The following is a 22,340-nucleotide window of genomic DNA, read 5'->3' as shown; positions in this document are numbered from 1 at the left end:
AACATTAAAAAGCCCGGTTTGATTTGTTCAAGCCGGGCTTTTTTCTTTGCTGAGTTTTTTTATTGAATTGAGCTCTATCGTCGCTATTCGCCAGCCAATAAATCTGGTTGGATCGGGCGGTTGAGAGGGGCTTCATCTGGCGCGGCAGAAACCTCTGTGTCGTCAGCATCGTTTTCCTTTGAGAAATCCAACGCTTCAATGCGACTGCCACGGCCTGTGATTTTCTTTGTCGAGGTCATGATTTGATCAATATCGCGATTGGCTTGTGAGAAATGCGTTTGAAGCTTTCCGACCCGATCATCCAACCTTGAAACATCTGCCATTAGGGCAATCACTTCTTTTTGGATGATATGCGCCTGTTCGCGCATGCGTTGATCGCGGAGGACGGATTGGACCACCTGTATAGACAACATAAGCAAAGATGGGGAGACAATCACCACGCGTGAGCGATGGGCTTTTTGTACGATGTCTTCATAATGCTCATGGATGTCGGCAAAAATCGATTCAGACGGCACGAACATAAAAGCAGTGTCTTGGGTTTCGCCTGTGATAAAATATTTGGATGCAATGTCTTTGACATGCTTATCAACGTCACGGCGAAACTGTGTTTTTGCTGCATGAATTTCATCTGGCTGGTCGCTATGGCGCGCCGTGTTCCATGCTTCGAGAGGAAACTTTGAATCGATCACCAGCGAAGGGGCATCGTTTGGCATATAGATCAAACAATCTGGCCGCGTGCTGTTTGATAACGTTGCCTGAAACGAAAAGGCACCCTGCGGCAAACCGTCTTTGATAATGGTCTCCATGCGTGCTTGACCAAAGGCACCGCGCGTTTGTTTGTTGGCCAGAACATTTTGGAGCTCAACAACTTGGCTGGAAAGCTGTGTGATGTTGGTTTGCGCCTTATCAATAACGGCTAGCCGTTCACCCAACGCTTGCAAGTTTTGATGGGTGGATTTTGTTGTTTCTGCCAAGTTTTGACCAAGCCGATGGCTCATCGTATCCATACGGTCGCCCAAGGATTTGGTGAGGTCTTGCTGGCTTGTGCCAAAAACATTTGCGAATGTTTGCATGCGCCCCGCCATCTCGGCTTGCGCTTTCATCACTTCAGCCATGCGCAAATCCATCTCCGCAGCGCGCGCTTGGGCAGACCGCTCTAAGTGTGATCTGCGTGATGCATTTTTCCATGCCATCAGCAAAAGCATGAAAAGCAGAAGAAGGGCTAAGCCTGCACCGGCGATTAATATTTCACCGAGAGAAAAGGAACGATTGCCCAAAGTGATGACGATTTGTTCAAATGACATGGCGCAGGAATACACCGATTCTCAACAAGCGGCCAAAGTAAAGATTTTCAAAACGTTGGAAGCATTAAGTCGGTATCGGAATTTGTTCCCATGTTAAGTGAAAATTAACCAGGTTCCTGCAGGATTATACAGGTTAATATGAGGTGATTTATGGTGTTGGCTGCTTCTAGTCTTGATTTTTCTATCGAAGATAAGTGCGCGCAGTTAGAGTTTGAAAATACTCAGATGCGTGAAATTTTATGCACGGTTTCAAAGGAATTGAGTGCATTTGGATTGGACATGGCTGCAATTGCTGGCGCTATGCAGGAAATATCTGCTTCTTCAATTGAAGAAGTTGAGCAATTTGGTGTTCTTTCAAGCGATCTTGAGACTGTTAAAGCGAGAACCGGTGAAATTAATGCCAGCATAGACACAGCGCGCAATGTTGCGCAGCACGTGGACAAAGAGCTCGGCCAATCTCAACAAACCGCGAACGAAGCGATCACCGCAATCCAAGAGTTGATTGACGATGTTTCGGGTTTTGATACCAATATGGAAGAGTTAAACAACGCGATGGAAAGCGTTCGTTCGGTTACGGGTATAATTGAAACGATTGCTCGTCAAACCAACCTTTTGGCGCTCAACGCAACCATAGAGGCCGCTCGTGCTGGTGAAGCAGGCAAAGGGTTTGCGGTTGTTGCCAGTGAAGTAAAACAGCTTGCGCAAAACACCACTGCTGCAACCACAGAAATTGAAACGACCATAACACGTGTGCGATCTGGATTGGATCAGTTAAATAGTCAATCAGGCGGTGCAGCTATGAAAGCAGCAGCGGTGAATGAGAGTGCTGGATCATTCAATGAAATTTTGACCACTGTCGGTTCTGCGATTACTCAGATAGACCAATCGACGAATGCCGTTTCTGGCCATGCCAATCAAGTTGATGATACTTGTTCTGTCTTTTCACAGGCATTCGATCAGCTTTCTAATGCATCCTCGAGTTCTTCGGGCGAACTCGTGAAGTTCAGCACGCAGCTTCAATCAATTGCAGACAAGCTGGATCATTTGACGGCAGACGTTCTTCAAACAGGTGCGGAAACGGAAGAGACGGCGTTTTTAAATATTGCTAGTGATCACGCAAAGACGGTGTCGCAAGTTCTGGAAAATGCAGTGGAAAGCGGAGATATTTCGCTGAACGATCTGTTTAACGTCGATCATCAGGAGATTCCTGGCACAAATCCGACGCGTTATAAGACCCCATCCTTGCCTTTGATCGAAAAACGAATTGCTCATCTCAATGATGCGATCGCTGAATCGAGATCTGAAATTGTCTTTTTGATTATTGCAGACCGTGAAGGCTATGTGCCGGTTCATGTCAAAAAGTTTTCTAAGCCGATGGGTAATGATCCCGTTTGGAACACAGCTAATTGTCGTAACCGCAATTTATTCCGTGACAGAATTGGTTTGCGGGCAGCGCAAAACCAAAAAGAAATCTTGCTGCAAAGCTATCGTCGTGACATGGGCGGCGGTGTGTTCGTTTTGATGAAAGAGCTTAATGCGCCGATCATCGTACAAGGGCGTCATTGGGGCAATATTCGCCTTGCTTACAAGCAAGATTGATCAAGTCAGGCTGATAAGAGACATTTTCATTCTATCCCTAAGGGCCGCGCCATTGACGTGGCCTTTTGCTTTTCATATGTCGTGGGCATGAGTATTCTCGATATTGTTAAAATTCCTGATCCCATCCTAAAAGTCGCTTGCGATCCTGTTGAGCGTGTTGACGATGATTTGCGCCGTTTGCTCGATAATATGTTGGAGACAATGTATGACGCGCCGGGCATTGGTCTTGCTGGCCCGCAAATTGGTGTGACGCGGCGCATCCTCACCATGGACTGCGCCAGACGCACGGAAGATAATGAGAGCGAAGAACCAGTAAAGCCACAGCCGATCTTCATGGTGAACCCTGAGATTGTCTGGTCGTCGGATGACATGTCATCTTATGAAGAAGGTTGCCTTTCAATCCCGGAATACTATGCAGAGATCGAGCGTCCTGCTGAGGTGGTTGTCAAATATGTCGGCTATAATGGACAGGAAGAAGAGCTAAAAGCAGATGGGCTTCTAGCAACCTGTGTTCAGCATGAGATCGATCACTTGGACGGCATCTTGTTTATTGATTACCTTTCCAAATTGAAGCGTGATCGTGTGATCAAGAAATTTGCAAAACTCAAAAAAGCTGGAAACCTCTAAGAGGCGTTCAAGCAGATTGGTAGACCATGCGCATTGTCTTTATGGGGACACCTGATTTCTCCGTCCCGACATTGATGGAAATTATTGCCCAAGGCCATGAGGTGGTAGCAGCCTATAGCCAACCACCGCGCAAGGCTGGACGCGGTATGGAATTGCGCAAGTCTCCAGTGCATGAAAAGGCTGAGCAGTTCGGTATTCCAGTTTTCACGCCTGATAATTTCAAAGAGCAAGCCGATGTGGACGCCTTCATTGCCCATGAAGCGGATGTTGCTGTGGTTGTGGCTTACGGCTTGTTGTTACCAACATCACTCTTGGAAGCACCTACCTATGGCTGTTTAAACCTGCATGCATCGCTCTTGCCGCGTTGGCGCGGTGCGGCTCCGATCAATCGCGCGATTATGAGCGGTGATGCGGAGAGCGGTGTGATGGTGATGCAGATGGAAAAAGGGTTAGACACGGGACCTGTGTTGATGGCTGAACGTATGGCCATTGGCGCTGATGAGACTGCTGGTGATTTGCATGATCGGTTGATGGTGCTTGGTGGTGATTTGATGGCGCGCGCTTTGGGTGCTCTTTCCCGTACTGGTCTTGAGGCGCATCCGCAGGCAGAAGAGGGTGTGACCTATGCCCATAAACTCTCAAAAGATGAGACGCGGATTGATTGGTCTTTGGATGCGAAAGCCGTTCATAATCACATTCGCGGTCTGTCACCCTTTCCGGGCGCTTGGTCTGAGATTGAGATTGGTGGCAAAGTACATCGTTTAAAAGTGCTACGCACATCGCTTACCGATCAAAGCGGCCCTGTGGGTGAAGTGCTTGATGACACGTTGACGATCGGGTGCGGCTCAGGTGCTGTGCAACTCTTGTCTGTCCAGCGTTCTGGCAAAGGTGTTATGAGTGCTGGAGAGTTTTTGAAGGGGAACAAGATCGTTCCCGGTATGCGGCTCACCTAATATGGCGCGTTTTAAACTCATCATTGAATATGACGGACGCCCGTTTCGCGGGTGGCAAAGACAGGCTGATCATCCGTCAGTTCAAGAAGAGATTGAAAAAGCAATTTTAGGTTTTTCAGGTGAAGCTGCCCTTATTGGTGGCGCTGGTCGCACCGATGCAGGTGTGCATGCAACAGGGCAGGTGGCTCATGTTGACCTTAATGGCTCATGGGATGCAAACCGTGTTCGCGAGGCGCTCAATTTTCATTTGAAACCCAACCCGATTGCGATCCTTGGTGTTGAAGAGGTTAGCGAAGAATTTGATGCTCGCTTTAGTGCGAAGGCTCGCCACTATCATTACCGCATTATCAACCGCCGCCCACCGCTCACCTTTGATCGCGGGCAAGCCATGCATGTGAAGCACGATCTAGATGTAACTTCCATGCATGAGGCAGCGCAATGCTTGGTTGGAACCCATGATTATACGACATTCCGCCATGTTCACTGCCAAGCAAAATCGCCAGTAAAGAGCATCGATCATATCAATGTGGAGCGTAATGGTGATGAGATTTCAATTTTTGTTTCAGCCCGTTCATTCCTCCACAATCAAGTGCGCTCTATTGCGGGCTCGCTTGTGCAAGTTGGTGGTGAACGCTGGGCCGTGGCTGATTTTAAAAATGCATTAGAGGCGTGCGACAGGAGTCGGTGCGGTCCTGTTGCGCCGCCAGATGGTCTTTGTCTTTATCAAGTGGATTATTGAATAACCTGCGTGTTCAAAAACTCGACGACTTCTGCTGGGCCGAAGGTTCGCCAAACAATCTGTGACAGCAAAAGGCCCGCCATAAAATCAATGCCGACAAGTGTTGCGCAAAAGCTTGCAGGTTTTTGTAAAGTGGTCCGTGCGATGCGGAAGCTGAAGAAGACAACTACCCCCAAAAGCCCCAATTGTAAAAAGAGCACCAATTCGATTGAAACCAATTTGGCAATTGAGGCGAGTGTTGGAATGAAGAACACCCATGTCATCAGAACGGATGCCCAATTGCGCGCGATAATGTAGCTTGAATATTCGCGTTTGATACCAAGGACGCCAGCAAGCAAGGCGAGTGCGATGGGCATCATGATCCATTCAAGGCCAATGTTTGAAAGTTTGGCGAAGAAGAATTGTGCGCTTGGAAAGGCTGCAAGCTCAATACCCATATTGCCAACAAGTGTGTGGCGCTCTGCTAGCATTGCAATGAAATAGGGCACAAGGATCAACCACAAGGCTTGGAATGATCGCCAGAACCCTTCCGCACTGAGATTGAAATGCGATAGTGCATCTGCATCACCCTTGAAAATCTTGATGACGCCAAGGATTGACGCGCGAATTTCATCAGGGGGCAGTTTGTAAATCATGCTTGTTTGAAATATCTCTTCAAAAAGGCCTGATAGACATCGCATAGAATTTCGATGTCTTTGACAGGTGTGCGTTCATTCACTTGATGCAATGTTTTAAACACCAAGCCGAATTCGACGACGGGGCAATAGTTTTTAATAAAGCGCGCATCAGACGTGCCACCAGCCGTTGAGAGACTTGGGGTCTCTCCTGTAATTTCAGCAATAGCTTTTTGCAACGGTGCTAGAAGATCAGGTGCTTCGGTTAAGAATGCATCATTGACAGGTTTAACGGGTTCAAAATGATAAACTGTGCCTTCAGGCGCTGCTTCGCTTAGACGGCGTTCCAGTTCTTCAGTCAGTGTTTGTCCAGTCCAATGGTCGTTGAAACGGACATTAAACCGCGCTGTGAGTTTTGCAGGCACCACGTTGCTTGCCTGATTGTTCACATCGACTGTTGTGATTTCGAGGTTTGTTGGCGGAAAATATTTGCTGCCTTCATCAAAGGCTGGAGAGGTCAATGCGCTTAGCAGGGGAAGCGCTGCCGTGATCGGATTTTGTGTGCCTTCTGGATAGGCAACATGACCTTGCACGCCTTCCACAGTCAGTCTGGCAGAATAGCTGCCGCGTCTGCCATTTTTAATGGTCGTTCCAACGCGCTCGGAATTTGTTGGTTCTCCGACAATCGATGCGTCAATCGCTTCACCACGCTGGTGTGCCCATTCGATGAGCTTGATCGTGCCGTTGATAGAATCAGCTTCTTCGTCACCCGTGATGAGCATGGAGATTGAGCCACCAAAGTCGGGGTGTTCGCGAATGAATTGAATGGCTGCTGCTGCAAAGGCTGCAACGCCGCCCTTCATGTCTTCTGCACCACGGCCATAGAGATAGCCATCAATTAGGTCGCCGCAAAACGGATCGTGGTCCCAATCTTCACGGTCACCCACAGGCACCACATCTGTGTGGCCGCCATAACAAAAATGCGGTGCGCCGGTGCCAAAACGAGCATAGAGGTTATCCACGTCATAAGAACCATCGCCTGAGAAAACGACACGGTGCGTTTCAAAGCCTGCGCCTTTCAACACGCCTTCAAGATAGGTGAGGGCGCCGCCTTCTTCCGGTGTAACAGAAGGGCAGCGAACAAGGGCTTGTGCGATTTCAACACTATGGGGAATTTTATCGGTCATGACTAAGATTTAGCTTTCGCTTTTCATCTCGTCAAATCATCTTTGATAACGCAATTAAGCGGCGCTTGTTTCGCTCTTTAAAGGCGCTTGCCCGTATTGGTTTTGACCCTCAGTGCCGTCCAAGAAACTACAGCTCACCAAGATCCACAAACCCAGCAAAATGATGGGCGTATAGACGACATAATGGGCGACAAAACTTTCTAGCGTTAAATCACGTAGGAGATAGGCAGGTGTTGCATCAAAACTGCCAAACAATTGCATGCCGACCAGAAGGCCTGCAAAAAGCGCGAATAGATGCGGTTTTTTGCCGCGATCTTGCAACCGTTTAATGATCAATGGAGCAGCAAGAAATAGCGGGATCAAGACAAACAGCATTTGATGGAATGGATCAGGGTTCCACATGAAGGGCTGTAGGGGCAGATGGATCGTTCCAAACAGAATGAAGGATATGCCAAATGCGAGACCTAGGCCGATTGCCAGTGCGATGACAATATTCTGCCTGAAAGCTGCCATCGAAAGGCGGCCTTGAAGGGAGAAATGGGCAATCATTGGATTTTGCATGGGTGTTACTGCGTTTTTGGTCATGATTCGCGCAAAGCATGACGGGGAACTCTCTACAAGATCTTAAAATCAGTTGGTCAAAGTCGCCTGTGACGGTGTTGCCTGCTTGCCGACTCATTTATGCAACTCGATATGATTGAATGGGTTTGGCATTAATGTCTGATTTGCAAGCAGCCAAAATGGCGGTGCTTAACGACGTGTTTGGTTACGACAAGTTTCGTGATGGCCAAGAGCGCGTGGTTGATTGCCTGCTGAACGGTGAAAGCGTGTTGGCGATTATGCCGACGGGCGCGGGCAAATCACTCTGCTTTCAAGTGCCTGCATTGGCGCTTGGCGGATTGAGCGTTGTTATCTCGCCTTTGGTCGCGCTAATGGAAGACCAAGTTTCCGCTTTGAAGCTTGCAGGTGTTGCCGCTGAAGCAATTAATTCCACCCGCGACCGCGATACTAATGTTGCCACATGGCGGCGAGTGGCTGCTGGTGAAATCTCTATTCTTTATCTAGCACCAGAACGATTGATGACAGAGCGGATGTTGTCTGCCCTTTCAAAATTACCAATCACCCTGTTTGCCATTGATGAAGCGCATTGCATGTCGCAGTGGGGTCCAGCCTTCCGGCCTGAATATGCAGAACTTGGAAAGCTCTCGCAAGCCTTCCCCAACACGCCAATTGCAGCGCTTACGGCCACCGCCGACGAAGCAACGCGCAAAGATGTTGAGACGCAATTATTTTCAGGTAAATTCTCAAGCTTCATATCCGGCTTTGACCGCCCGAACATCAAGCTCAACGTAACGCCGAAGGCGAGTTGGAAGGACCAGCTTTTAAACTTCGTTGATAAGCGGCGCGGCGAAAGTGGCATCATCTATTGTCTGTCTCGTAAGAAGACGGAAGAGGTGGCACAGCTTCTTAGGCAAGATGGCTTTAATGCGCTGGCCTATCATGCGGGGCTGACGGCGGATGATCGTTCCGACCATCAAAACCGGTTCGTCACCGAGAGCGGCGTTATTATGGCGGCCACCATTGCCTTTGGTATGGGTATTGATAAGCCAGATGTGCGCTTTGTCTTTCATACCGATTTGCCGGGCAGTGTTGAAGCCTACTACCAAGAGATTGGCCGCGCGGGCCGTGATGGGTCGCCAGCTGAAGCGCATATGCTGTTTGGTGCAGGTGATATTCGCATGCGGCGCCAGTTCATTGATCAAGAAGACAGCGACGATGACCGCAAATGGCGCGAGAATAAGCGGCTGGATGCTTTGGTGCAATTTGCCGATAGCATGAGTTGCAGGCGGCAGGCGCTGCTTGCTTACTTCGGTGAGAGTGCTGAACCATGTGGCAATTGCGATATTTGCGAAAACCCAGTTGAGCTAACTGATAGCAGCGAACACGCGCTTATGGTGTTTGATGCGATTTTTGAAACGGGTGAGCGATATGGCCAAGCTCATATTATTGACGTGCTGCGCGGGTCAAAAACCGAGAAGATAACCAAAGCGCGGCATAACAGCGTTGATTGCTTTGGTGTGGGATCCGGCATGACCAAAGGGCTTTGGCAATCGCTGGTGCGCCAAATGATATCGACGGGTTTTTTAGAGGTCGATATTGCAGGCTATGGCGGTTTGAAAATGACCGACAAAGGCAATGCACTCTCGCGGGGCGAAGGCAAATTTGAATGCCGATTGGAAGAAGTGGCTGTTCGCTCTAAAAAACCGAAAGAGCGCGACAAATCAAAAGCCAGCCGCGAGATTTCAGATCGAGACCAAACGCTGTTATCACTGCTTAAAGAAAAGCGTCTTGAATTGGCAAAGGCCAAGGGGGTGCCAGCCTATGTGATCTTCCCTGATAAAACGCTGGAAGAGATGGCGGTCATTCGCCCGTCTACGCTGGATGATATGGCTACCGTTAAAGGGGTCGGCACGGCAAAGCTCAAGAATTTTGGCGAGACGTTCTTAGGCGTTATTGCGCTCGACTAACCACCACCTATGTGTGCTGCCAATACCCCAAGCCAGAATGTCGTGGTGATGACGCAGAGCGGTGTTGATATGGATATCGAATTGGCAGCCAAAGCGTGCCCCGTTCCAAAATGCTGGGAAAACAGATAGGCGTTAACGCCTGTTGGAGCAGCGGCTGCAAGCACCAGACCTGCTGTAAACACTGGCGGCAGACCGAAGACATAGGCGCCGAACACAAACACGAGGCCTGGATGCACAAAGAGTTTCAAGAACGTTGTGATCGTGGCGGGACCGACATTGCCCTTTAAGCCATATTTGTTGAGACCCATGCCAAGTACAATCAGGGCGAGCGGGCCAGCGATGGAAGAGATTTTACCCGTTACATCAAGCAAAATCACAGGCATGTCGAGGCCTGAAAAGCGGAAGGCGCTGCCAGCAATAATGCCGATAATGATCGGGTTTTTTAAAACGGTGATCACCAGCCGACTGATTTTTTGCGGCCAAGTTTCTTCTGGTTGTCCGCCTTCCCCATCAATCGCGACCGCGATATCGTGGTGGATAGCAGCGGCGAAAAACATAACGGGCAAGTGCACGGAAAGAAGAATGGTGAGAGAGACCATGCCCGCCTCGCCGTAAGCTTGGAGAATGAGCGGAATGCCGACAAGGACTGTATTGGCAAACCCAGAAGCAATGCCACCGATGAGGCCGTAAAGGGCCTCCCGCTTAAAAGCCCAAGGCAAAAGAATAGCGGCAAACACCCAGACAATCGCAACAGGGATGAAGTAACTTGCCCAAATTGTCCACGGGTTGGCGTCGTCCAATTTGGAAATAGCAATCAAACGAAACAGTAAAACGGGGATTGCAATTTTGAAGACCAAATCGCCAATAATCTCATCTGCATTGGGTTTTACCAAGCCAAACCAGCGAATGGAAAACCCAAGTACCACGAGTAAACAAACAGGTAGGACGATTTGAAGTAATGACAACATGTAGGCGGATGCTCCTTGCCGCTATCACTATCAGATTAAAAGCTTTTTAGGAGTGATAAAATCGCATTGCTATTATGCATCGCTTCTGGCTAAGTGGCCGCATGGGTGTCGGACTTCCTCTTCTCTTTGTGTTTTTATGGTCAACCGGATTTGTGGTTGCAGCTCTTGTTGCGCCCTATTCTGAACCCTTATCTATTTTAACCCTGCGGTTTGGCGGTGCGGCCATTGTGCTTTTGCTGTTCGGCTTGCTTTCGCGCGGTGTTTGGCCAAACAAAGAGCGCGCACTTAAAATCATTGTGTCAGGCGCGTTGATCCATGGGGTTTATTTGAGCGCTGTATTTTGGGGTGTCAAAAATGGCATGCCTGCCGGTGTTAGCGCGTTGCTTGTCGGGTTACAGCCTTTGTTGACCGCGATCTTTGCTAGTCCAATTTTGGGCGAGAAAATTAGTCCTCGTCATTGGCTTGGATTGTTGATCGGCATTGTTGGTTGCGGGCTAGTGGTATCGCCTAAGCTGGGTCTTGATGGGAGCGGCATTACGGCCATCACGGTGGGTGCGCATATTATTGCAGTGCTTGGCATTACTTTTGGTTCGATTTTCCAAAAGAAATATGTTGGCGCGATGAATTTTAAAACAGAGCCAGGATTGCAGTTGATCGGCGGGCTTTTGGTGGCACTGCCTATTGCTTTGTTTAGCGAAAGTTTCAATTTCATTTTCGCCCGTGATCTGATCATTGGCTATGCATGGATGACCTTGATCCTCTCTTGCATCGCCTTCACGCTCTATATGTATTTGTTGCAACAAGGTGGTGCGACGAAGGTTGCGAGTGTTTTTTATCTCGTGCCAGTTTTCTCGGCCGTTGAAGGCTACTACTTATTCGGTGATACACTGACAACCGTGCAGGTGGTCGGCATGCTTATCACTGCTGCGGCTGTGGCCTTGGCGTCTGATATTTTTTCACGCAAGAATGCGAAGAAGAAGGTGTAAGCGAATGGCCGCTAAAACCATACTCATCACAGGATGCTCCACTGGCATTGGATATGTTTCTGCCCATGGCATGAAAGCGCGTGGTTGGCAGGTGTTTGCGACAGCCAGAAAGACCGAAGACATCGACCGCCTAAACGCGGAAGGCATCACAACGTTCTATCTTGATTATACGGACGAAGCTTCCATCCATGCCTGCGCTGATCAAGTGCTGGCTGAGACTGGCGGGCGGCTTGATGTGCTGTTTAATAATGGGGCTTACGGCCTTTTGGGCGCGGTGGAAGATATACCAACCGATGCACTGCGCGAACAGTTTGAAGCCAATTTCTTTGGCTGGCATGAATTAACGCGGCGTTTTATTCCGGTGATGCGTGAACAGGGCGAAGGGCGGATTGTGCAATGCTCCTCAGTGTTGGGCATCGTGTCAGGCAAACACCGCGCGCCCTATGCAGCGACCAAGCACGCGATTGAAGCCTTCGCCACATCTATGCGTATAGAGTTGGAACCGTTCGGCATTTACACAAGTTCCATCAGGCCCGGCCCGATCAACACGATGTTCATGCCCAATGCATTGGCGATGCTAGAGGCGAAGATTGACCTTGAAAACACGGTGCACAGCCAAGACTATGCGGCCAGCAAAAAGCGGCTTAACTCTGGAGCCAAATCTTCAGTCTTTAAATTGGAGCCGGAAGCGGTATTCAGAAAACTTGTCCACGCGGCTGAAGCACCAATACCGAAAGCGGCCTATTCAGTGACAACTCTGACCTATCTGGTTGATGCAATGCGTCGTTTATTACCCACCCGTCTGCTTGATGGGCCTCTTGCAAAAGGGTGATGGCTCATAAGCTTTCAACCGTGCTGAGGATTGGTTCCTGAGAACTTTTGTTCTGGCACCATCTTGCCTCTATTCAACACGTAAAATTTCTGTTCAATTACCCTTAGATAAAAGCGCCTGTTTGTTATTTGGAGACACTGGTCATGAATTTGCCTCTTACACAAAATGATCTAAGCCACGTTGTTGAAGCTGATAAAGCCCACGTTTGGCACCATCTTACCCAACACCAAAAATTTGATGATGCTGATCCTCAAATCATTGTTGAAGGTAAAGGCATGCGGGTTTGGAACCAAGCAGGGCGTGAGCATCTTGATGCCGTCTCTGGCGGTGTATGGACTGTGAACGTTGGCTATGGCCGTGAGAGCATTGCGGATGCTGTGCGCGATCAACTGGTGAAGATGAATTATTTTGCGGGCTCCATGGGGTCTATCCCAGGTGCCTTGTTCTCCGAGCGCTTGATTGAGAAAATGCCCGGTATGAGCCGCGTTTATTATTCAAACTCTGGCTCTGAGGCGAATGAGAAATGCTTTAAGATGGTGCGCCAGATTGCCTATAATAAATATGGCGGCAAGAAACACAAAATTCTGTACCGCGATCGTGACTACCACGGCACCACGATTGCTTGCCTTTCTGCTGGTGGTCAAGATGAGCGCAAGGGTCAGTATGGTCCGTTCACACCAGGTTTTGTGGAAGTGCCGCATTGTCTTGAGTATCGTTCGCAATGGGGCGATGTGGATGATTACGGTATCCGCGCGGCTAACGCCATTGAAGACGTGATCCTGCGTGAAGGGCCTGACACGGTTGGTGCGCTCTGTCTCGAGCCGATCACTGCTGGTGGCGGCGTTATTACCCCGCCAGAGGGCTATTGGGAGCGCGTTCAGGAAATTTGTAAGAAGTATGATGTGTTGCTGCACATTGATGAAGTGGTCTGTGGCATGGGCCGCACGGGCACATGGTTCGGCTATCAGCATTATGGCATTGAGCCTGATATGGTGACAATGGCGAAGGGGGTTGCCTCTGGCTATGCAGCGATTTCTTGCACAGTGACGACAGAAGCTGTTTTCCAAGACTTCAAAGCGGACCCGTCTGATCCAATGAGCTATTTCCGCGATATTTCTACCTTCGGCGGTTGCACGGCAGGTCCAGCGGCTGCACTTGAGAATATGCGTATTTTGGAAGATGAGAAGCTTTTGGAAAATACCACAGCGATGGGTGAATATGTGCTTGAAGGCTTGGAGCGTTTGAAAAGCAAACACCAAATCATCGGTGATGTACGCGGCAAGGGCTTGTTCTGCGGTGCGGAGCTTGTGGCGGACCGCGGCACCAAAGAACCGATCAATGAGGCGATTGCTCAGGCGATTGTTGGTGATTGCTTTAAGGAAAGTGCCGTTGTGATTGGTGTGACCAATCGTTCACTGAAAGGCTTTAACAACACGTTGTGTCTCAGCCCTGCATTGATCTGTACAAAAGATGATATTGATGAGATCCTAACTGCCATCGATGGCGCAATTACGCGCGTGACTGCGTAAGCGTTGATCCTTTGTAACTTTGGGCGGGTTTCCCATGAACGATCATAAACCGACGGTTTCCTTCACGCAGATGAAAGACGGCACAAAAGCCGACTACGAGCTTTTGCATGAGCTTGAAAAGCCGTATCTCGCGTTGACCCCTGATCGTGTGCTGGACGAATTGCGCAGGCAAGGTGAGGTGTCGATTGAAGGGTATCAGATCACGCGACTTGATCATGCGCTTCAATCAGCCACGCGTGCGGAAGAAGACGGCGTTGATATAGATTGGATTGTCGGCGCTCTCTTGCATGATGTTGGTGATGGTCTTGCCCCACAAAACCATGACCGCTTTTCTGCCGAAGTAATCCGTCCCTTTGTGCGATGGGAAGTGTCGTGGGTGATTGAACACCACGGTATTTTTCAGATGATCTATTATGCGCATCATTATGGTTGGGATGAAAATGCGCGGGACCGGTTTAAGGACCATCCGTGTTTTGACACCTGCGCCATCTTCTGCGAGCGCTGGGACCAATCTTCTTTCGACCCTGATTATAAGAGTAAACCGATTGAGTATTTCGAGCCGATGGTGCGCGAGGTCTTTGCTCGCAAAGCCTATGACCCAGAGATCATTCGCGAAGGTGAGTCGATAGGACTTGATCATTTGGGTGGCTAATTCACGTCTAGCTCTTTACGAATATGATCTAGTCAGCGATATACCGCTCAACAACAAAGGGGTTCGATTTGGAACTGTTTTATAAAATTGTGATTGTCTTGGCACTCGGCAGCGTAGCCGTCGTGCTTTTCCTTGGTCTCAAGAACATGGCGACGGGCGGCTCGGCGAACCTTTCACAAAAGTTGATGCGTATGCGCGTGCTTTTGCAATTTATCGCAATTGGCGTTTTGATGCTTGGGCTTTGGATATTTGGGAGCTGATATGGTCACGCTGAATAAGATTTACACGAAGACGGGTGATGCGGGCACAACAGCGCTTGGTTCTGGTGAGCGTCGTCTTAAAAGTGATTTGCGTATTGAGGCCTATGGCACAGTTGATGAAACCAATGCTTGTCTCGGTATGGTGCGTATTGAAACGGCCAAGGTGCCAGAGCTTCAAGAGCTGGACAATATGCTTGCTCGTATTCAAAACGACCTGTTTGATCTTGGGGCTGATCTTGCAACACCTGATACGGGTGAAGATTTGGGATATGAACCATTACGCATTGTTGACGCGCAAGTTGACCGTATTGAAAGCGAGATTGATACATTAAATGCGGACCTCGAGCCTTTGAAGTCTTTTGTGCTTCCCGGTGGAACTCCTGCCGCTGCAGGTCTCCACATGGCTCGCACAGTATCTCGTCGTGCGGAACGTTTGATGGTTGCTTTAACCCAAGTTGGCGACAATGAAGTGAGCGCTGCAGCCAATAAATATATAAATAGATTATCAGACTTTTTTTTCGTCGCGAGCCGTTATACGAACGCTAAAGCAGGCGGAGATGTGCTTTGGGTGCCGGGCCAAAATCGATAATAGAGCTAAGAGAAATATCTTATTTTATTGATATTGTTGATGTTTTTTACTTTCTGTGTCGATTTTATGGGCAATAGATAAGACTTACTAAAAAGTTTATTCCACTTAGTAATAATCGGGTAATCGTTTTACTGAGCCTAAATTTTTTACTGTTATAACTGCTGCAATCAAATTAAGTGAGAGTAGTAGTGATGTCAGAAAAAAATCAAAAAGTAGCAGAACTTTTCCCTTTCAAGACCCATTTGAAAAACCTTAAGAGCACAGCTAGTCGCTTTTGTGGTGACAAAAGAGGCAGTATCTCAGTGTATGCAGGCGTGGTATTGACCACTCTTACAGCATTCGCAGGTAGTTCAGCAGTGGACCTTGTGCGCCAATCAAACATTGAAGCGCAGCTTCAAAGTGCAGTTGAAACAGGTGTTTTGGCCGCCGCGTCATTGGATAATGCGCGCCCGACGTCTGAAACCATCGATGATTATATAAAAGCAAACTTCGATGATGAAGAAGTCCGAAATGGCATCAATGTGTCTATTCTTCAAAATGACCGTTCGCTTAATGCTCGTACGATACGTGTTGCTGCGCAATATGATATGCCGACTTCATTTATGCAAATATTCGGCGTTGATGTACTTGGCGTGAATGCGGATGCACAAGCTATACAAAGTCGTACAAAGGTAGAAATTGCTATGGTTCTTGATGTTTCCTCATCAATGAACGGTGCAAAATTAGCGGCACTTAAAACGGCGGCAACCGAATTTGTTGATAGCGTTAGTGATGACGGCAACGCGGCCGAAGTGTCGATTAATCTTATCCCTTACGGCGGCTCGGTTAATGTTGGGCCTGTCTTTGATGATTATGCGGCTTTAATTAATACGGCGAACCATAACCCTTCCAGAGCTCAATATAATATTGGTAACGGCGTTCAAGATGCAGGATTTAGATTTTCTAATGGTGGCACTTGTCTCGAATTGGAACGTGATGATTTTGAAGGCGAGTTAATTCCAGATCATTCGCGCGGTCAAATTCCTCTGCTTTATCGCTACGTTACTGGTAACCCATGGTGTCCTGGTGACAAATCCAAAGCTATTTTTAATTCAAGTAACTTTGAAGCGATTAAAGATCGGATTAATGAGCTAACATTGTCTGATGGTACTGGAACTGACCATGGTACTGCTTGGGGCCTTAATTCGCTTTCACCAGAATGGCGTGGAAAGCTTGGTGGTGGTTTTGCGAGCCGTCCAGCTGATTTTGATGATCCTGAAACACTTAAAGTTGCGATTATCATGACAGATGGTGGTATTACCGCACAGATTCGCCAAAGAGATCCATCTGTTGTTGATGTTACGAACAATGGCGATAGTGGAAACCGCCAGAATATTTATGCACGAGGTAATTCTTCCCATCAGATTGGTCAAGGAACAGCTTCTGCGTATTTCATCGAGGCTTGTGAAGCTTTCCGCCAAAATAACGTGGCTGTCTTCACCATCGGTTTCCAACTCAATGAAAACTCAGATGCGGCGGCTCTCTTGCAAAGTTGCGCTTCTGTACCTTCCAACCACCTTGCGGTTGAAAACCTAAATATTGGGGCGGCGTTTCAGGCGATCCGTAGTTCTCTTTCAACGCTAAGGGTCTCTGGTTAGACCCTTAGCCACTCGTTTCGATGGCTGTATTATGTTTCGCATTCTAAGAAAATTACGCAAAGATAAGAGTGGCGTTTCCGCGATTGAATTCGCAATGCTGTTCCCGATCATACTTGCGCTGACGTTTTTCATTTTGGAATCCAGTTGGTATTTTACCAGAGTTGTCTTGTTTGATAGCTCGGTCCAGCAATTGACGAAAGACATCTATATTAATTCTGTTGGAACGTCTGGGCTTACGATTGCTGACTTGGAAGAGCAAATTTGCGAAAATTTCCCTCTCTCAGGGGCTGATTGTGAAGAAAAGTTGGTCCTTGAATTGACTGAGGTTGCAGGTTTGACATCTCTTCCGACCGATAATGCGGAATGTATCACCTTCAATTCTAGCAATCAGGTGGTAAGACCAGTTGTTGATTTCAACGTCGGGATAGGTAGCAGTACCATCTTCTTACGGGCCTGTTACTCGACCGAGTTCTTCTTTCCGGGCATAGGCTTTGCTCTAAGAGTTGCGACAACCGATGATAGGCACAATATTATTTCGTCGACTGCATTTGTAAATGAACCGAGTTAGGGTGGTGAATATGTTTTTGAGAAAATCCTTCCGCACTTGGAGCTGGAAATCATTTTTTAAGAGCGAAGTTAAAGGGTCGATCGCTATTGAAAGCGCCTTTCTTCTTCCTGTATTTGCGTTGCTTTTTATTGGGTCCACAACACTTTTTCAGGTGCAAAGAGTAAACTCTTCGTACCTCCACGCTGCAACAACGCTTAGTGATTTGGTCACCAGGCGTATTCAAGTTACCGATTCTAATGCGGATGATTTTTACGCGACGGCTCAATCCTTGGTCGTGTCTGACGATAATTTAAGGGTCATTTTAACGAGCGTTTCTTACAATGCCACGGAAGATGAGTATTTCGTCAATTGGAGTTCATCAAACATCGATGGCGAAGAACATCAAGATAACGATATTCTAAGGTATGATTTCCCAGCAATGGAAGCATCCGAAAGCGTTATGCTGGTTGTTGTTGAGGGGTCTTATAACCCCGTAATTCAAGGTTTCTTTGATGCGCAAGTTGACTTTATGGAACACGCAATTCGACGCCCTCGCTTCGTGCGACTGGTGGATCGTGTTTGATGCACCAGCCTCGATGAGGTAAACGGGCCGGAGGTCTTATTTTCCGTAGCTTTTTTGTATCTCAGCCAAAATAGCGGCACCCATGCCGTTTGTGCCGACTTTTGTCATGCCTTCCGACATGATGTCTCCGGTGCGTAGGCCTTGGTCTAAAACGGAAGCGATGGCGCCTTCAACGCGGGTCGCTGCATCAACTTTGTTAAACGAATAGCGCAACATCATGGCAAAAGACGCAATCATTGCGATTGGGTTTGCTTCGCCTTGACCTGCAATATCAGGGGCTGAACCGTGCACTGGCTCATACATGGCTTTGCGCTTGCCGGTCTTCTCGTCAGGTGAACCTAGAGATGCTGATGGCAGCATACCAAGAGAGCCTGTCAACATGGCAGCAACGTCAGATAGCATATCGCCGAACAAGTTATCGGTTACAATCACATCAAACTGCTTTGGCCAGCGCACAAGTTGCATGCCGCCTGCGTCTGCAAGCATGTGGCTGAGCTCTACGTCTGAATAGTTTTTCGCATGTGTTTCTGTCACGACTTCGTTCCAGAAGAAGCCAGATTTCATTACATTGCGTTTTTCCATTGAGCAGACTTTGTTATCGCGGGTGCGAGCAAGGTCGAAGGCTACTTCTGCAATGCGCTCAATCTCATATGTTTCATAAACTTGCGTATCAACCGCGCGTTTTTGGCCGTTGCCAAGATCGACGATCTCTTTTGGTTCACCGAAGTAAACACCACCGGTTAATTCGCGCACGATCAAAATGTCGAGGCCTTCAATCACATCGCGGCGAAGGGATGAGGAATCAGCAAGTGCTGGGTAGCAAATAGCAGGGCGAAGGTTTGCGAATAAACCAAGGTCTTTACGTAGACGAAGAAGGCCTGCTTCTGGGCGGTGGTCGTATTCCACGTTGTCCCACTGAGGTCCACCAACAGCGCCGAATAAGACAGCGTCTGCGTCCATTGCAATCTTCATTGCATCGTCAGTGATTGATACTTTATGCGCGTCGTAAGCAGCGCCACCCACAAGATCGGTTTCGGTTTCAAACGTATCGCCGTCAAGCACGCCTTCTGCGTTCATCCAGTCAATAACTTTTGAAACTTCGTCGAATACTTCAGGGCCAATGCCATCACCGGGCAGTAGCAATACTTTATGGGTCGCCATGGGTTTATCCTCTTTGAATTTTAAAATGGGGTGAAGCGCGTGCGCTTATACCCAAGGGCGGCTTGCAGAAAGATCCGCCTCAAAACTATCAATATTGGCTGCTTTTTCCATCGTAAGACCGATGTCATCAAGGCCGTTCATCATGCAATGTTTGCGGAATGGGTCGATGTCGAAAGCAATTTTGCCACCATCTGGACCGCTAATTTCTTGTGTTTCCAAGTCAACACTCATGGTCGCATTGGCACCGCGATTGGCGTCGTCCATCAGCTTGTCGAGCTCATCTTGGCTGACGACGATTGGCAAAACACCGTTCTTAAAACAGTTGTTATAGAAAATGTCGGCAAAGCTGGTTGAGATGATGCAACGGATGCCATAATCCAGCAGCGCCCAAGGCGCATGTTCGCGCGAGGAACCGCAACCAAAGTTGTCACCTGCAACAAGAATGGAGGCGTCTTTGTAGGCTGGCTTGTTGAGAACGAAGTCTTCGTTCGTGCTGCCATCTTCATTGTAACGCATTTCAGAAAAGAGACCTGTTCCAAGGCCAGTTCTTTGAATGGTTTTCAAATATTGTTTTGGGATAATCATATCCGTATCAATATTGATAATTGGCAGCGGTGCAGCAACACCAGACAGCTTGTCAAATTTTTCCATGACAGTCTCTTTCTCAACGCTTTGTAAGGCTTGGCGTCGTTCTAACCGAGCAAAGGGGTCTAGTTCAAGACATAGGTGATGAAAAGATAGATCGCGAGGCCAATAAAAGCGATTAAACCGAGCCCACGACCAATTCGTGTGCCTAAAACTTCAATTTTATCGTCTTGATCCGCATCACTGGCTTTAAAACGGTCACCCATTTTGGTTGCCATGCGGGCGGCAGCAGATGTGCCAATGGTATCACCTTGCGCGTTAACCCGCTCAAGATCACGTTTTGCCCGATTTGCAGCGGCTTCATTCTTGTTTTCTTGAGTACCCATGATTGTCTCGCTTTTTGTGAACAATTTGTTTCTAGGACGATGGCTTATTCTTTGTCCAATAGTTCTTACATCAAAACCAAGCCGAACAGTCCCTCCCAAGTCTCCCATCTGTTCGGTTCTTTGGAAGATACGAAAGGAATAATCATGAAAGAACTATTGATCTCAGCAGGTGTTGCCTTGGTTTTAACAACTGGTTTTGCCGCTGCAGAAAGCCAATTGGGTGCTGACCAAACAGTCTACGCACCACAATCTGTTGCGTCTGAAACAACATTCGGTGTGAGTTCCAGCTTTGATGGGTTTTCAAATTTTGAAGAAAGCACACTACCAAGCGTTGAAGATGGCAATGATGCTGGATTTGCTGGCCCGCGCTAAAACGCACGACGATATTTAAAAATGAGCGGCCCTTTGGGGCCGCTTTTTTTATGGGTGTTTGGAGTTAATGAGGCGTAGATCTTGCGATCACTCACCCATCTCACTTCTTAAAAGTATCCCATAAATCAGGCCGCCTTTTGCGGGTGATGTCTTCGGCTTCTGCTTGGCGCCATTCATCGACGTGTTTGTGGTTGCCGCTTGTGAGTACTGATGGGATTTCTTGGTCTTCCCAAATCGCTGGGCGGGTGTAGTGCGGGTATTCTAGTAGGCCGCTTTCGAAGCTCTCGTCTTCGCCAGATGCTTCTGCGCCCATGACGCCGGGTAGTAGGCGCACGCAGGCGTCGATTAGGGTGATGGCTGCGATTTCGCCGCCAGATAAGATGTAATCGCCGATGGAGACTTCTTCTAAGTCGCGGCCATCAATGACCCGTTGATCGACCCCTTCGAAGCGACCGCAGACGATGATCACGCCATTACCTTCAGTCAATTCGCGCACGCGTTTTTGTGTGAGCGGTTTGCCGCGTGGGCTCATCAAGAGGCGGGGGCGGTCGTCTGGAATACTGTCTATTGCTGAACCCAACACGTCGGCGCGTAGCACCATGCCAGCGCCGCCGCCTGCGGGTGTGTCGTCGACATTTTTGTGTTTGCCGTCGCCGAAGTCGCGAATGTTGACTGTATCAAGGGCCCATTTATCTGCATCAAGCGCGCGGCCTGAAAGAGAGGCGCCGAGTGGGCCGGGGAAAATGTCGGGATAAAGGGTGAGCACGCTGGCGCGCCACGGTTTATCCGACATCGCCGCGCACCTTATTGTCGCCGTTAAGTCCGGCAGCATCTGTATCAATGGTGATTTTGCGGCCTGCAAGATCAATTTCAGGAACCGCTTCCTTGGTGAAAGGAACCAGCACGCTTTGCCCGTTGTCAGGTTTAATGTCGATCAAATCGCCCGCGCCGTAATTATCAACATTGGCAACCCGCCCAAAGGCGTCGCCCGTGGTGGTTACAACATCGAGACCGAGTAAGTCTTCGACGTAGAAATCATCTTCGTCGTCGACTTCGGGAAGTTTGTCGCGGTCGATATAGAGCTTTGTGCCATTTAAGGCTTCTGCCGCGTTGCGGTCGTTCACGCCTTTGAATTTAACCACAAGCATACCGCCCTTAATGGAGCGAAGGCTTGCGACTTTGAAGCTTGTTTTTCCGCTTTCGTCTTCCAGCATACCGTAATCAGAAAAAGCTTCTGGTTCGCCGGTAAACGGTTTGACGCGGACATGGCCTTGAATGCCGTTGGCTTTGCCAATTTGGCCGAGGCAGATGCGTTTTTGTGTCATCGCTGATCTCCCTCGCCAATCAATGCCGGCATGATCCGGCATTGCTTATTGTCGAGTACGCTTGTTGGCGTAAAACTATTCAGCTGCAGTTTCTTCAGCTGGTGCTTCTTCTGCAGGCGCTGCGGCAGCAGCAGCTTCAGCGGCTTTTGCTTCTTCAGCTGCAGCTTTTGCGTCTTCTTCAGCTTGCTTAGCTTCTTCAATACGCTCTTGAGCTTTTTTGCCTGGCAACGCTTTTTTCGGGTTGTTGCGTGCGTCACGTTTCATAAGACCAGCAGCATCAAGGAAGCGAAGAACGCGGTCAGTTGGTTGTGCACCTTGGTCAAGCCAATGCTTGATACGCTCTTGGTCGAGGATCACGCGGTCTTCTGCGTCTTTTG

26 protein-coding genes are annotated in these 22,340 nt (G+C 48.6%); 15 read left to right on the top strand and 11 right to left on the bottom strand.

All coding sequences use genetic code 11. The features are described 5' to 3' along the window. Positions 1-83 precede the first annotated feature (83 nt). Positions 84-1,304, bottom strand: coding sequence for a DNA recombination protein RmuC (gene rmuC / locus ABJO30_06095; protein ID MEP3232380.1), 1,221 nt, complete (start codon positions 1,302-1,304; stop codon positions 84-86). A gap of 150 nt (positions 1,305-1,454) precedes the next feature. On the opposite strand from rmuC, the gene ABJO30_06090 reads away from it, so the two are divergent. The 4 genes from ABJO30_06090 (at position 1,455) to truA (ending at position 5,222) form a co-directional block, all read left to right on the top strand. Further along, positions 1,455-2,903, top strand: coding sequence for a methyl-accepting chemotaxis protein (locus tag ABJO30_06090; GenBank protein ID MEP3232379.1), 1,449 nt, complete (start codon positions 1,455-1,457; stop codon positions 2,901-2,903). 87 nt (positions 2,904-2,990) lie between these two features. After that, complete coding sequence (def, locus tag ABJO30_06085; protein ID MEP3232378.1) at positions 2,991-3,530, top strand: peptide deformylase; 540 nt, start codon at positions 2,991-2,993, stop codon at positions 3,528-3,530. 26 nt (positions 3,531-3,556) lie between these two features. Then, positions 3,557-4,483, top strand: a complete 927-nt coding sequence (gene fmt / locus ABJO30_06080) for a methionyl-tRNA formyltransferase (GenBank protein ID MEP3232377.1) — start codon at positions 3,557-3,559, stop codon at positions 4,481-4,483. A 1-nt stretch (position 4,484) separates the two neighbouring features. Continuing rightward, positions 4,485-5,222, top strand: a complete 738-nt coding sequence (gene truA / locus ABJO30_06075; GenBank protein ID MEP3232376.1) for a tRNA pseudouridine(38-40) synthase TruA — start codon at positions 4,485-4,487, stop codon at positions 5,220-5,222. Here truA and ABJO30_06070 read toward each other — a convergent pair. The 3 genes from ABJO30_06070 to ABJO30_06060 are packed head-to-tail and all read right to left on the bottom strand — an operon-like array spanning position 5,216 to position 7,608. Next, complete coding sequence (locus ABJO30_06070) at positions 5,216-5,857, bottom strand: hypothetical protein (protein ID MEP3232375.1); 642 nt, start codon at positions 5,855-5,857, stop codon at positions 5,216-5,218. The two genes, truA and ABJO30_06070, sit on opposite strands and share 7 nt — an antisense overlap. Beyond that, the gene (dapE, locus tag ABJO30_06065; protein ID MEP3232374.1) at positions 5,854-7,023 is read right to left on the bottom strand and encodes a succinyl-diaminopimelate desuccinylase; all 1,170 of its coding nucleotides are present in this window, start codon (positions 7,021-7,023) and stop codon (positions 5,854-5,856) included. Before dapE ends, ABJO30_06070 begins: the two co-directional genes overlap by 4 nt. A gap of 54 nt (positions 7,024-7,077) precedes the next feature. Then, positions 7,078-7,608: a DUF805 domain-containing protein gene (locus tag ABJO30_06060; protein ID MEP3232373.1), complete on the bottom strand. Its 531-nt coding sequence runs from the start codon at positions 7,606-7,608 to the stop codon at positions 7,078-7,080. A gap of 131 nt (positions 7,609-7,739) precedes the next feature. Between ABJO30_06060 and recQ the strand changes: the two genes are divergently transcribed. Then, positions 7,740-9,551, top strand: coding sequence for a DNA helicase RecQ (gene recQ / locus ABJO30_06055; protein ID MEP3232372.1), 1,812 nt, complete (start codon positions 7,740-7,742; stop codon positions 9,549-9,551). Here recQ and ABJO30_06050 read toward each other — a convergent pair. Beyond that, complete coding sequence (locus ABJO30_06050; GenBank protein ID MEP3232371.1) at positions 9,548-10,519, bottom strand: AEC family transporter; 972 nt, start codon at positions 10,517-10,519, stop codon at positions 9,548-9,550. The two genes, recQ and ABJO30_06050, sit on opposite strands and share 4 nt — an antisense overlap. 74 nt (positions 10,520-10,593) lie before the next feature. Between ABJO30_06050 and ABJO30_06045 the strand changes: the two genes are divergently transcribed. The 9 genes from ABJO30_06045 to ABJO30_06005 all read left to right on the top strand — a co-directional run bounded on the left by ABJO30_06045 (position 10,594) and on the right by ABJO30_06005 (position 18,134). Beyond that, positions 10,594-11,505 carry a DMT family transporter gene (locus ABJO30_06045; GenBank protein MEP3232370.1) on the top strand — a complete coding sequence of 304 codons (912 nt, stop codon included), beginning with the start codon at positions 10,594-10,596 and terminating at the stop codon, positions 11,503-11,505. Positions 11,506-11,509: 4 nt separating this feature from the next. Next, positions 11,510-12,337: an SDR family NAD(P)-dependent oxidoreductase gene (locus ABJO30_06040; protein MEP3232369.1), complete on the top strand. Its 828-nt coding sequence runs from the start codon at positions 11,510-11,512 to the stop codon at positions 12,335-12,337. Positions 12,338-12,480: 143 nt separating this feature from the next. Continuing rightward, complete coding sequence (locus ABJO30_06035) at positions 12,481-13,866, top strand: aminotransferase class III-fold pyridoxal phosphate-dependent enzyme (protein ID MEP3232368.1); 1,386 nt, start codon at positions 12,481-12,483, stop codon at positions 13,864-13,866. 34 nt (positions 13,867-13,900) lie between these two features. Next, positions 13,901-14,518, top strand: coding sequence for an HD domain-containing protein (locus tag ABJO30_06030; GenBank protein MEP3232367.1), 618 nt, complete (start codon positions 13,901-13,903; stop codon positions 14,516-14,518). Between the two features lie 68 nt (positions 14,519-14,586). Continuing rightward, the gene (locus ABJO30_06025; protein ID MEP3232366.1) at positions 14,587-14,778 is read left to right on the top strand and encodes a twin transmembrane helix small protein; all 192 of its coding nucleotides are present in this window, start codon (positions 14,587-14,589) and stop codon (positions 14,776-14,778) included. Between the two features lies 1 nt (position 14,779). Beyond that, on the top strand, positions 14,780-15,367 hold the full coding sequence (locus ABJO30_06020; protein MEP3232365.1) for a cob(I)yrinic acid a,c-diamide adenosyltransferase: 588 nt from the start codon (positions 14,780-14,782) through the stop codon (positions 15,365-15,367). Between the two features lie 191 nt (positions 15,368-15,558). After that, entirely contained in the window at positions 15,559-17,004 is a 1,446-nt protein-coding gene (locus ABJO30_06015) for a hypothetical protein (protein ID MEP3232364.1), read from the top strand. A gap of 31 nt (positions 17,005-17,035) precedes the next feature. Further along, complete coding sequence (locus tag ABJO30_06010) at positions 17,036-17,572, top strand: TadE/TadG family type IV pilus assembly protein (GenBank protein MEP3232363.1); 537 nt, start codon at positions 17,036-17,038, stop codon at positions 17,570-17,572. Positions 17,573-17,582: 10 nt separating this feature from the next. Next, positions 17,583-18,134, top strand: coding sequence for a hypothetical protein (locus ABJO30_06005; GenBank protein ID MEP3232362.1), 552 nt, complete (start codon positions 17,583-17,585; stop codon positions 18,132-18,134). Positions 18,135-18,170: 36 nt separating this feature from the next. Here the strand turns inward: ABJO30_06005 and leuB are convergent, their stop codons facing one another. Genes leuB through ABJO30_05990 form a run of 3 tightly spaced genes read right to left on the bottom strand, consistent with a single transcriptional unit; the run spans position 18,171 to position 20,266 of the window. Beyond that, positions 18,171-19,295 carry a 3-isopropylmalate dehydrogenase gene (gene leuB / locus ABJO30_06000; protein ID MEP3232361.1) on the bottom strand — a complete coding sequence of 375 codons (1,125 nt, stop codon included), beginning with the start codon at positions 19,293-19,295 and terminating at the stop codon, positions 18,171-18,173. A gap of 45 nt (positions 19,296-19,340) precedes the next feature. Next, a complete protein-coding gene (gene leuD / locus ABJO30_05995; GenBank protein MEP3232360.1) occupies positions 19,341-19,946 on the bottom strand; it encodes a 3-isopropylmalate dehydratase small subunit in 606 nt (201 codons plus the stop codon). A 59-nt stretch (positions 19,947-20,005) separates the two neighbouring features. Next, positions 20,006-20,266 (bottom strand): hypothetical protein, encoded by a 261-nt coding sequence (locus ABJO30_05990; GenBank protein ID MEP3232359.1) that lies wholly within the window; start codon positions 20,264-20,266, stop codon positions 20,006-20,008. Between the two features lie 144 nt (positions 20,267-20,410). On the opposite strand from ABJO30_05990, the gene ABJO30_05985 reads away from it, so the two are divergent. Continuing rightward, positions 20,411-20,638 (top strand): hypothetical protein, encoded by a 228-nt coding sequence (locus ABJO30_05985; GenBank protein MEP3232358.1) that lies wholly within the window; start codon positions 20,411-20,413, stop codon positions 20,636-20,638. Positions 20,639-20,738: 100 nt separating this feature from the next. Here the strand turns inward: ABJO30_05985 and trmD are convergent, their stop codons facing one another. From trmD to ABJO30_05970, 3 genes are all read right to left on the bottom strand, one after another. Then, positions 20,739-21,431, bottom strand: a complete 693-nt coding sequence (gene trmD / locus ABJO30_05980; GenBank protein ID MEP3232357.1) for a tRNA (guanosine(37)-N1)-methyltransferase TrmD — start codon at positions 21,429-21,431, stop codon at positions 20,739-20,741. Continuing rightward, complete coding sequence (rimM, locus tag ABJO30_05975) at positions 21,421-21,963, bottom strand: ribosome maturation factor RimM (GenBank protein ID MEP3232356.1); 543 nt, start codon at positions 21,961-21,963, stop codon at positions 21,421-21,423. Before rimM ends, trmD begins: the two co-directional genes overlap by 11 nt. Before the next feature lie 75 nt (positions 21,964-22,038). After that, on the bottom strand, positions 22,039-22,340 hold a 302-nt coding region (locus ABJO30_05970; protein MEP3232355.1), incomplete at its 5' end, for a 30S ribosomal protein S16.

This window comes from Hyphomicrobiales bacterium (assembly GCA_039973685.1).
In the GTDB taxonomy this organism is placed as follows: Bacteria; Pseudomonadota; Alphaproteobacteria; order Rhizobiales; family JACESI01; genus JACESI01.
Note: the sequence above shows the minus strand (reverse complement) of the source record. Positions and strands in the feature narration are given on the sequence as shown.